This window comes from Oceanivirga salmonicida (assembly GCF_001517915.1).
Taxonomy (GTDB): Bacteria; Fusobacteriota; Fusobacteriia; order Fusobacteriales; family Leptotrichiaceae; genus Oceanivirga; species Oceanivirga salmonicida.
Genome location: NZ_LOQI01000005.1, coordinates 37,296 through 48,779 on the forward strand (window position 1 = coordinate 37,296; position 11,484 = coordinate 48,779).

Consider the following 11,484-nt stretch of genomic DNA (forward strand, 5'->3'; position numbering starts at 1 on the left):
TTAATAATTCTTATTTTAAAGTTGACATTAAAGACTTTATTATGTTAAATTATATAATAGAAAGGGGGCAGGTATTAAAATGAAAAAATTAGATATTGTAGCATACGAATATATAAAAGAAAAAATTTTAAATAATGAATATAAGGCAAAACAAATCATATCAGAAAAAGATTTAGCTAAAGACTTAAACATAAGTAAAACTCCTGTTAAAATAGCCCTAGAAAATTTAAAAAAAGAAAATTTTGTTATAATCAATCCTAGAAAATCAGTTTGCATCAAAGAAGTTGATTTAAAACTCATTAAAGATGTATTTCAAATTCGTTCTATAATAGAACCTTTATTGGTAGAATTAACTATATCTTATCTACCAGAAGGTGAACTAAAATTACATTTAATAAATTTTAGGTCAAAATTTGAAAAAATGTCAAAAAAAACAACTGTAAAAACGGAAGATTTTGATAAACTTTATGATTCATATAGATATTTTTTCGCAAAAAATTGTGGAAATTTATTTTTATCTCAAAAAATGGAATTAGTCTATGATCATCTACATAGGATAAGAAAAATTTTACATGGAACAAAATATAGAAGATTAGAAGCAGTCGAAGAACATATAGAAATTATAAATAAAATATTAAATAAAAATGATATAAAAATAATTAAAGATCTATGCTCCAAACATATAGAGGCAGCTCAAATATCATTTTTCAAAAATATAAATATGATAAATTTATAAGAACTGGCGTTAAAATTCCAGTTCTTTATTTATATATTCTCTAAATTATTTGTAATTGATTTAAAAAATTCACTACTCCATATTTCTAAAATTGATATATCTTTAATGAAAGGTTCTATATCTTTTTTTGCTTTTTCATAGTCTATTTCACTAAATTTTTTATATAATAAATCTTTAATATCTTGAAGTTCAAATTTTCTAGCATTTTCTACTCCTGATTCGTACAATCTTTCACACAAATGTTTATGATTAAATTTTATTGATTTTGAAATATAAAAAATATAGTCATATAAATCTCTACCTTTAATTCTATTTCCCCAATTTCTCATCAATAAAGCATGTATTTTACCAGCAAACAAAGACTCTTTATCATATAATTTTATTTCATATGGAACTGGTAACAATGAATATTTTGTTTCAAATGTAGCAAATTTTGGTGGGTTGATATCTATTTCAAATTTTATTTTTAAAACTTCATTACTAGGCACATTTTTATAAATATTATCATCAGAATAAAATAATAGTAAATGTTCTTTTGTATTTGCTTTTAAAAAAGTAGATTTAATATTACTTTCTTTGGTTTTTATTTTTTCTTTAATATCAATATTTAAACCAAAAGATTTTATTTCTTTTTCTAATAAAGGAAAATATTTTTCTAAATTAAAATTTATATCTTTTTTTATAAGCGAAAAATCTAAATCTTCTGAAAATCTATCTAAGTTATAGAAAAGTCTTAATGCTGTTCCCCCATAAAATGAAGCTTCTTTAAAAAATCCAACCTTACTAAGACTACAAAGAACTATTTCTTGTATAATTTCTTTCATTGCATTTTTCTTATCTAAATCTGTAATAATATCATATTTTTTCAACATTTCTTCTATTATATTATTCATTTTTTAACCCCCTTAAAAAAATGGCTAATTTTTTAACATTGGTACTATGATATAACACAGATAATTCTTTTATTATATCACTATTCAAATTAATTAATTCGTCTATATCTATTCTTAAATCTTCTATAAGTAAATCTCTCATTTCATTTTGATTAGCAACTGGACTAATAGTATATAATTTATCACAAAGGGCTTTTTCTGGACTTGCAATTCTAAAATAATAATCTCCATCTTTAACAATTCTCAATTCATAAGGAAAGGCTTTTGATGGAATATCTCTAAATGTAAAATTACCAAATAATGTCTTATATGTTTTCTTTTTCTTTTTTTCAAAACTAGCAGAAGTTACGGTTTCTACTCTTTCTGGAATTAAGCCATAATAACTAAGAGCAAATTCAAATGAAATATACGAAGGTCCATAAATACTTGCAGCAAGTAAATGTGGTGATACATTTTTATTGTCTTCATATAAACCCCTTATTATTGGTATATATTTACCATTTTTTACTAGCCTTGCAAGTTTATCAGCAGGACTTTTATAATTTACTAATTTTTCTAATATCATTTCAGTTGTGTATATCATATTTTCACCTCTTAATCTAATTATACTCTATTAACTGGTGAAAATCAAATACTAATGTATTATATAAAGCATAATTAAAACATTTAATTTAATATCATCTTTAATTTTTCAATTTGCTCTTCTGTTGCATTAACTAAACCAAGCATTTTATGTCTACTAAATTTAGGTCTTGTAATTTTTGATAATTCTAATGCAATACTTGCAAATTTTGATGCTTCATTTTTTCTATTCATTGCATAACAAAGGTTTGCCATCAAATTATTATAATAAAATTTTTCATTATCAAAAGATAAGTATTCTCTATCAAATTTTTCAATTCCCATTTTATATGCCTCTTTAAATTTATCTTTTTGATTAGTAAGTAATATAAGTTCACATAATTTTAAATCTGCCAACCCAGAAGTCCCACTTCTAGTTTTTGTATAATAATATTCTGTTACTATTCTAAAATAGTATTCAGCATTTACAAAATCTTTTTTGCTAAAATAAAAATCTCCTAGTTGTTCTTTTGCTGTAATACTATCAAATTCATCAGAATAAAAATTAATTACCCTTTCCATTAACTCAATACCCTTTTTTTCAAATATTTCGTTTGAAGAAGAAAGCAAATAAGTTGCTTGTATTCTTAAATATTGAGATTTATTATAATTGCCTCTTGAGCGTTTTAAACGATTTTCAAATTCTTTTTCTATTTCTTCGTTCCAAATTGTATTTCTATACCAATTTTCTTTATTCACATTTTCACCTCTTAATCTAATTATACTCTATTAACCGGTGAAAATAAAGTAAAATTATATAAAAAATCTTGTGCACTCTCATTAAAAACACAAGATTTACAATTAACTATAAATTAAATCTTTTATATTCATTAAATATAGCATTAGATTATCTTTGTACAAAATACAAAAAGTTACAATCAATATAATAGGCCAAACGGCTAAAATACTTGCTCTTATTTTTTTATTATTTCTGTATAATCTTAAAGATTTTGAAGCATTATACATTAATATAGATGGATAAGATATTGATATTAAAAAAATTGCTCCATCTGACCCTGGTGTATGTAATGAACTAATTCCTTTATAAAGTACAAAAGGGTATATTAAAATTGGAATTAATCCTATTATTAGAAATATTTTTATAAGCCAATGAAATTTCCCTTTTTTATTATCTAATTCTTTATATCTATTTTCTGTTGTTCTTAATTTTATCATTTAACTACCCCGCTTAATGATTAAATTTATCTTTATTTAAATTTTAATTTTACCCAAGGACTATTTTCTTTTGTTAATAATTCTTGTGCTATAATCATCATTCCTTCATTTGCAGAATTTAGACCACCCCACATACCTCTACCAATTATATAACTTTTTGAAAATTCTTCCCAAGTATTAAAGTTATCAGTTGCCAACTTATATGCCTTGTCAATATAGTTCCATGTTTCATTTTCTGTAATATAACCTGTATCAAAACACATTCTACTAAGATATACTAAACGGCCACAATCCCAACCTATATTTTTGTATTTTTCTAATTCATAAACATTTGAAATAATCTTATTTTTTTCTAAACTGTCCCAAGTATCTTGTAAATTTGTAAGTTGATCATATGCTTTAATAACATCTTCTTCCCAATCTCCATAACTTTCATAATTATCTTTTATACTCTCAAATTCTTTGATAATAATATTTTTATGTTGGTCATAATCAGGGTTTTTATATGCTTTCATAACTATATCAAAATAGTATCTAAATCCTTTATCAACTAGATATTGTAATGTTTCATTGGCTTCATCTGAATTACTTATTCCCCACCATTCAGCTAAGCCATTTATAAGCTCTGATTTATTAAGTCCAGTTGTAAGTGAATTTATATATGCAGTTTGTTGTTCGCTATATAAAGCACCTATTGCTATTTTTTTATACTGTTCATCACTTATATTAGATTTTTCATTAATGTAAATACTGCTAAATAATCCTTTTCTTAACTTGTTAAGTTTACTAAAAAATCCCACTATAATCTCCCCCTTTAAGCATTACAATATTTTTTCCAAAATTCCTCAAACTCTGTTGCTTCAACTTCTTGGTTACAATATGTTAAATAGTCTCCATCATTAGTGGTATCATTATCTTCTATAACTGAAAATGATGTATAACCTGCCATCATGCCACCTTTATGATAAATAGTATATTGACCCATTGTAATTTTAGCCTTTTCAATATCACTTCTTTTAAAATATTCTGCTTCAGTTGTACTTTCAAGTTTAGGGTTAGTTTTTAATATAACAATACTCATATCACTTTCACGATAACCTATTATTAAACTTGTATATGTGTATACAGCTTTACTTCTAACAATACCACCCCTAGTTGCATCCATACTAAAACCATATACAACCTTATAACTTTTACTATCATCTACTTGTCTAGAAAATAATAATCTCATTCTTTCCTTATTTTTATTTGATCTTTCTTCATCCCATTCTTTCTTTTTTAAAAAGAAATCAAATAATCCCATTTAAAACACCTCTCCCTTTTTTAAAATATACTATATTATACCCCTCCGCCCAATAAAGTCAATAATTTTAAGATAAAATTAAAAATTTTAAACAAAAAATATGCTATTAATAATATTATAAAATATCAATTCCATAATATTTATACTAAAGAAAAAAGAAAATTGGTACATATTCTAAAAACTATTTCACTCCTTCCAATATAATTAATTATGGTTTAATTACTGTTATTCATACTTTTGGTATAGATATCCACATATTAATTCGATTGTTACTCTTGAAAGTTTTAATAAAAATAATATTTTCCTTGAAAAAAATTACTTCAATGTCAAGGCTATTGCTAGTCAATGAAAAAAATTAGTTATTGATATTGTTAAAAATAGTAATTATCAAAATGATAATATTAAGAAAAAATCCTTTGATATATCTTGTAAAGTTTACAAAGATAAAACCAGATTTTTCTTTTCTGTTAGTCATAATAATTTAAATAATAATTTTTATACTATTAAACATATTGGTAGACATTTGAGATGAATCCTTTTTATCTAAACTTTTAATTCATATCTCTCTTAAATATTTTAAAATAATTTATAGCTTTAGTATTTACTCTCAAAATATTAATAAAAATATCAAAGATATTATGAAATCTATGAGAAAATATGTTTCTAAATACTCTAAATCTATATTTTTATAAATTTTTCAATTTATAATTTCTTTAGATATAAAAAACATGCACCTTACCTTTAACATTAGTTTTTCACCTTTGTATCTAGTTCATTGGTACATGTTATTTAATTCCAGTTTTTATAATTTTTATTCATTACTTTTTTTCATTTTTTTTTAAGAAATAAAATAATTCCATCTAAAACTCTTCTGTTTTTTCAAAATATACAATACACCATCCTCGTTCGTATCAATTTAATGGGAATAGCTTTTCTCTCATATATTTTTTTATTTTATAAAACATTATCAACCATAAAGAGATTTATAAAGTCCATTTTGAGCAATAAGTTCATCGTGAGTCCCTGATTCACATATCATTCCATTATTCATAACTATTATTTTATCAAATTTTTTAAGAGTATGCAGTCTATGTGCAACAACTACCATTGATTCTGATTTTTCTAATAAATATTTAAATATATAATCTTCAGATAAATTATCTAAAGCACTCGTAGGTTCATCAAGTATCAAAACAGGAGAATTTAAAGCAATTATCCTTGACAAAACGATTCTTTGTAGTTGTCCACCGGAAATATTAGTTCCCGAATTTGTTATTATAGTATCTATCCCAAGAGGATTTGCTTTAACAATTTCATTAATTCCTAATCTTTCACATATATCATAAATTTCACTTTCTGAAATTTTATTATCTTTTGCTGCAAGTAAAATATTATTTCTTATAGTTTCGTTAAATACAGATGAATTTTGATTACTATATGCAATAAACTTTGATATTTCTTCACGAGTAAACGTTGAAATATTCATATTATTAATTAATATCTCTCCATCAGAAACTTTTAATAATCCAGAAATTAATTTAAGTAGAGTACTTTTACCTGAGCCACTAGGACCTACAATAGCTATTCTATCTCCAGAATTTATAGTTAAATTTATATTTTTAAGACACATATCTTCAAATAAACTATATCTAAATGACATATTTTTTATAGTTAATGAAATAAATTTATTTATGGAATTTTTATTATCAATAGTAATGGATGAATCATTTTGTTTTGAATATTCCAATATTTCTACAATTTTATTTGAATAAGAACTTACTGTAAGTAATTGTGCATAAGAATCTAAAACTGTAGATATTGGACTTATAAATGCTCCTGATAATGATACAAAACTTATTACAGTTCCAATAGAAAAATCCCCTTCATTTACATAATATAACCCAATAACTATAATAAATAAAGGCATAATAAACTGTAATGAGGCATATAGTGTATTTAAATTTGCAGTTAATTTTCCTTTTTCAAAATCAACATTTTGTTTTTTTAAAAAACTTTTTTTCCATTTACTGTCAAAATATCTTTCAATAGAAAGAGATTTAATAGTATCAATATTTTCAAAAAATTCAACAAATACTTCTTGAGTAGAAACTTCATTAACAATACCCTTAGAAACTAATTCTCTATATTTCAAAGAATATATAAATGAAATACAACACATAATAACTGTTATTATTATTACAAATAAACTCAATAGTGGAGATAAAGCTATCATTGCTATTAAATAAACGATAGCAAATGACAAATCAACTCCTGCAAGTAAAATTCTTTGAGATAAAATTTGTTGTATTAAGTACAATGAATTTATTCTAAATAATAAGTCTCCAGTCCCTCTATTCATAAAAAATCTAAGAGGGAATTCCACCATTTTTTTCATAAAATCACTTAAAATATTTCTTTCAAAATATATTTGAAAATTTGTAAATGCAAAAATACGTCCTCTTTGTAATATATAGTATAAAAAACCAACTAAAAGTAATAAAAATATTACACCGAAAATAGAATTTCTGAAAAAATATATATAATTATCAATTATATATTTTTGAATTATAGCTAAAAATAAAGACATTCCTTGAACTAATATTGTTAACAATAGTATTATATATATATTTTTTTTTATTTTTGAAAATATTAATTTTAAAATTCCTATCCCATATGTATTATTTATACATTTTCCTTTAAATTCACTTTCTGGTATTAAAACAACATTATTAAAAGATTTAATAAATTCTTCTTCTGTTAATATTATTTTTCCTAAAGCAGGATCTACTACATAATATTTTCTATTTTTTACTTTTTCTAATATTACAAAATGATCTGAATTCCAATAACATATAATAGGTGTATTCAATTGTTTTAATAAACTTATGTCATTTACTTTTACACCTCTTGAATTTAATCCATAATCTAATAAAATTTTTTTTAAATCAGAAAAACTGGTTCCTCCTCTTGGAATTCCATATTTATCTTGAATTTCAAAAAGAGATATATTAATCCCGTAATATTTTAAAATCATTACTACAACGGCTAAACCACATTCACTATGTTGACTTTGTTCAACTAATATAATTTTTCTATTTCTCATTATTCTTATCCCATAAATAATTTACATAATCTTGTAAAGTTCTATATTTAAACATTCCATTCTGTTTCCAATATTTAGGCTCTGCTAAGTCCTTAGATGCTCTTAAAAAAACTGATTTATAATATAAAAATTGTTTTTCAGTTGTTTTACTAACAATTGGACGATATTCTTGACTAAAAGAATCAACAATAATATTAAAAATATCTCTAGGAGAAATATTATTAAAAGTATTATCATCCAAAAGTACAACACTTTCTAATACTTGCATACCTAAACTTTCCATAACATATTTAAGATATTCTTGAACTTCTATAAACCCATTATTTGATGTTGAAACAATGGATATACTTCTTTTTCCTAGTAATCTAAATATATGAAACCAATGTGAAATTCTCTCAATTAATAATTTCATATCCGATGACACTGCATGTGCATAAACAGGACTACTAAAAATTATAAAATCTGCTTCTAATAATTTTCTTTTTATAAGATTCCCATTATCATTTTCAATATTATCACAATTATCTATTCCAGTTAAAAACATCTCGCCATTTATTACTGGTAAAAGATTAAATTCTGTTGGTGTTATAATTTCTGTTTTCATATTTGAATTTTCTAAAATTTCAGATAATTCTTTAGAAAAAATCAAACTTTTAGATTTAGGATTTCTAGAACCTAAAATAAATAAAATCTTTTTCACTGTTACCATCCTCATTAAATAATTTTACATAAGCATAGGAATGCTTGGAATTTTAGGATTTAAAAGTCTCAATAATGTATAAGCAACACCTAATTCTGATTTAAACATACTTATAGGTGGAAAACCTTCAAACCTTTCAATAGAATACTTTCCATTATTAATTTTTCTATCAATCATTTGCCTAGCTACATATAAACCATAATTCAAAAATTCTTCATCATTTAAAACATTATATATATTTATTAATGAATCTATTTCACTTGAATTTCCATGACATAAACAATCACTTCTCATAAGTTTTATATTATTAATATATTTTTTTGAAATATTTTTATAAAAATTATAATTATTTTTATTATAATCATATAATATAGAAGAAACTAATCCTGCCTTACCTCTACACCAAGATCTAATTTCATTATCACCTATTTTATATTTTTTAAATTCATCAACATATATTTTTTCTGATAATAATAAAAATTCCTCTAATCCTGTAATTTTTCCTAATTTTGCAAAAGCTACTCCTATACCTAATTTACCATGAGCTATACCTGAATCTTCAATATTTTTATTTATATATATACTATTTATTTTATTTCCTAATTCAATACAAGTATTAAGTATATCTTCATCTTTTACTACACTATAATAATCTAAAAGAATACAAACAAGACTAGAAACACCAGTCAACCAAGATATATCATCATATTTTTCTGATTTTATAAAATATTTAATTGAAATATAACATTCTCTGATATACTCTGTTATATCTTTGTTTCGAGGGTTAAATTCTAATAATTTCAGTGCAAAATATAACCCACTAAAAGGTCCTACAAAAGCTGAAGTTCCAATAGATAAACTTAATACAGGTTTTTTAATAGTTTTCATACAAAAATTAGCAATATTTCTATATTTTTTGTTATTAAACTCTAAATCTAAGTAATGAAAAAATAAACCTATTCCAGCTAAACCGGAATGTAAATCTACTTGAGCAGGAATTGGAGAAAAATCTCTTTCTTCATCTATAGATAACCACGATATAGACTCATCTTCTAAGTCAACTGTAGCAGTGGAAATAATAGAATTTGCTATATTCATAATTTCTTCAATGATGCATTCTTTATTAATTTTAAAATTACTAAATGTAGTATTATTAAATTTCTCATTCGTATCTTTTAATCTAATATAATCCCCCATCTTTGTTTTTATAATAGTTTTTTGAATATTTATCATTTCATTTGTCTGATTATCAATATTAAAATATACTTTATTTATAGATGAACTAGAAAAAAAATTGTTAACTATAACTCGGTCTTTTGAATTTTTTAAGTATATCTTAGATATAGAAGTAGAAAAATAAGGTATGTCTCCGCATAATAAATCTTCATATTCAGATAAAAAAACTTCAGAATTTATTCCTGGCCATGCATATAAATTTTCTAATATTTTATCTATATTTAAAGCATTTTCCATACATGTAGGATGCAAAATAAAATTTAAAAATTGTGCATAGTTATTTGTAGGACGTAATAAAATACGTGTTACATATTCATAATTATCATTAAATATTTTTTTAAACTTATTCCCATTATCTAATATAAACTGAATACAGTTATCAAATCCATTCATAAAATCTTCTATATATTCTCTATAATCAATAATATTTCCATTAAATTTAACTCTATTATTTGCTCCTTTAATAATTCCTTTGGCTTTTTCAAACCTTACTCTTGCATTATCTATATCTTTTAGTTGTAAAACTCCTTGAATTTCTTGTTGAGTTCCACTAATCGCCCCTAAATCAACAGTTTCTAAATCATGATTTATAATTAACTTGCTTGGTAATATAATACTACTTGTTACAAAACTATTTATTAAGTCATAATTTTTCTTTGCAGCATTTGCTATATCATTAAAATTCATAGGCGGTCTGTTACAAAAAAATGTTTCACCATCAACAATAATTGGATATTCTCCTGAAATAATTATATTTTCCATATGCAAATCAGATATATTAAATATATAGCTTAATGCAAGTAATTGTCCAAATCTAATATAACATCTTGAAACTTCCTCAAGTTTTTCACAAGATTTATAATATATTTTTTTTACATAAGTATGATCTTTAAAATATAAAGATTCAGTTGTTTTCATAGGAATAATTTTATCACTTTTATTTAGTAAATCAATTACTTTTTCAAATAATTTTTCAATTTCTAAATTTGTAGGCTTATAATAGAAACTTTCACCTGTATTCATGACCAATTCAACTACGCTTTTTCCTCCTCTATGATGATCTCCTTCTCCAAATTTAAATACTTCTATTTTATTATTATTTAAAATAAATTTTTCTAATACTTTCTTATCTTTAACCAAATCCAATAATAAATTATTAATAAATTTAAAAAATTTATCACATTCAACAAATAATTTTCTTGCTAAATTTGGGTATTTAAAGTAAAAATTTTCTAAATAATCTTTATTTTGAAATTTTTTCAAAAAAATCAATAATACTTCTTCATCTGATTTATTTTTAATTTCACTTTTCTCGTACTGTAATTCTTGAATTATAGTCTTAATACTAATATTATAAAGAGAATTTGCTAAGTATATGCAAAAATATTGAATTGCATCATTGCTTATAAATTCAATAGATTTTAATTTATCTGCTATTTTCATGGAATAATATTCTATAAAAGGAGCAAAAACATTACCGTACTTCAATTCTTTATCATAAGATTTAGAATAATCATATGAACTTAATATTTCCTCAATACTTCTATACCAATTTGTATTTTTAATAAATGAATTATAAACATTTTTTAGGTTGGGTTTTATAGGTTCCTTAACCGCCATTGAAAATATAGTTTCATTACAATCATATAAAAAAAGGTGAGTAGAATTTTTTTCAAAATTCTTTACTCACCTCTCTTTTTTTTGTATAATGAATTC

10 protein-coding genes are annotated in these 11,484 nt (G+C 23.1%); 1 reads left to right on the forward strand and 9 read right to left on the reverse strand.

The window, feature by feature from the left end; translation table 11 throughout:
* Nucleotides 1–79: 79 nt before the first annotated feature.
* A complete protein-coding gene (locus AWT72_RS01255) occupies nucleotides 80–736 on the forward strand; it encodes a GntR family transcriptional regulator (RefSeq protein ID WP_067139598.1) in 657 nt (218 codons plus the stop codon).
* Nucleotides 737–765: 29 nt separating this feature from the next.
* Here AWT72_RS01255 and AWT72_RS01260 read toward each other — a convergent pair whose 3' ends face one another.
* The 9 genes from AWT72_RS01260 to lanM all read right to left on the reverse strand — a co-directional run bounded on the left by AWT72_RS01260 (nucleotide 766) and on the right by lanM (nucleotide 11,388).
* On the reverse strand, nucleotides 766–1,629 hold the full coding sequence (locus tag AWT72_RS01260; RefSeq protein WP_067139601.1) for a nucleotidyl transferase AbiEii/AbiGii toxin family protein: 864 nt from the start codon (nucleotides 1,627–1,629) through the stop codon (nucleotides 766–768).
* Nucleotides 1,622–2,212, reverse strand: coding sequence for a type IV toxin-antitoxin system AbiEi family antitoxin domain-containing protein (locus AWT72_RS01265; protein WP_067139604.1), 591 nt, complete (start codon nucleotides 2,210–2,212; stop codon nucleotides 1,622–1,624). The genes AWT72_RS01260 and AWT72_RS01265 overlap by 8 nt, the downstream gene beginning before the upstream one ends.
* Nucleotides 2,213–2,295: 83 nt before the next feature.
* On the reverse strand, nucleotides 2,296–2,949 hold the full coding sequence (locus AWT72_RS01270) for a hypothetical protein (protein WP_067139607.1): 654 nt from the start codon (nucleotides 2,947–2,949) through the stop codon (nucleotides 2,296–2,298).
* Between the two features lie 102 nt (nucleotides 2,950–3,051).
* On the reverse strand, nucleotides 3,052–3,426 hold the full coding sequence (locus tag AWT72_RS01275; protein WP_067139611.1) for a hypothetical protein: 375 nt from the start codon (nucleotides 3,424–3,426) through the stop codon (nucleotides 3,052–3,054).
* Between the two features lie 32 nt (nucleotides 3,427–3,458).
* Nucleotides 3,459–4,226 (reverse strand): DUF1266 domain-containing protein, encoded by a 768-nt coding sequence (locus AWT72_RS01280; RefSeq protein ID WP_067139614.1) that lies wholly within the window; start codon nucleotides 4,224–4,226, stop codon nucleotides 3,459–3,461.
* 14 nt (nucleotides 4,227–4,240) lie between these two features.
* Entirely contained in the window at nucleotides 4,241–4,729 is a 489-nt protein-coding gene (locus AWT72_RS01285) for a hypothetical protein (RefSeq protein ID WP_067139617.1), read from the reverse strand.
* Nucleotides 4,730–5,696: 967 nt separating this feature from the next.
* Entirely contained in the window at nucleotides 5,697–7,832 is a 2,136-nt protein-coding gene (locus AWT72_RS01290) for a peptidase domain-containing ABC transporter (protein ID WP_067139620.1), read from the reverse strand.
* Nucleotides 7,822–8,532, reverse strand: a complete 711-nt coding sequence (locus AWT72_RS01295) for a flavodoxin family protein (RefSeq protein WP_067139624.1) — start codon at nucleotides 8,530–8,532, stop codon at nucleotides 7,822–7,824. The genes AWT72_RS01290 and AWT72_RS01295 overlap by 11 nt, the downstream gene beginning before the upstream one ends.
* Nucleotides 8,533–8,556: 24 nt before the next feature.
* Complete coding sequence (lanM, locus tag AWT72_RS01300) at nucleotides 8,557–11,388, reverse strand: type 2 lanthipeptide synthetase LanM (protein WP_067139627.1); 2,832 nt, start codon at nucleotides 11,386–11,388, stop codon at nucleotides 8,557–8,559.
* Between the last annotated feature and the right edge of the window lie 96 nt (nucleotides 11,389–11,484).

What these genes read in the sequence shown, in the direction of transcription:
- lanM (WP_067139627.1), bottom strand. Translation starts at nt 11,388, where the DNA reads ATGGCGGTTAAGGAACCTATAAAACCCAACCTAAAAAATGTTTATAAT.
- AWT72_RS01290 (WP_067139620.1), bottom strand. Translation starts at nt 7,832, where the DNA reads ATGAGAAATAGAAAAATTATATTAGTTGAACAAAGTCAACATAGTGAA.
- AWT72_RS01285 (WP_067139617.1), bottom strand. Translation starts at nt 4,729, where the DNA reads ATGGGATTATTTGATTTCTTTTTAAAAAAGAAAGAATGGGATGAAGAA.
- AWT72_RS01255 (WP_067139598.1), top strand. Translation starts at nt 80, where the DNA reads ATGAAAAAATTAGATATTGTAGCATACGAATATATAAAAGAAAAAATT.
- AWT72_RS01275 (WP_067139611.1), bottom strand. Translation starts at nt 3,426, where the DNA reads ATGATAAAATTAAGAACAACAGAAAATAGATATAAAGAATTAGATAAT.
- AWT72_RS01265 (WP_067139604.1), bottom strand. Translation starts at nt 2,212, where the DNA reads ATGATATACACAACTGAAATGATATTAGAAAAATTAGTAAATTATAAA.
- AWT72_RS01260 (WP_067139601.1), bottom strand. Translation starts at nt 1,629, where the DNA reads ATGAATAATATAATAGAAGAAATGTTGAAAAAATATGATATTATTACA.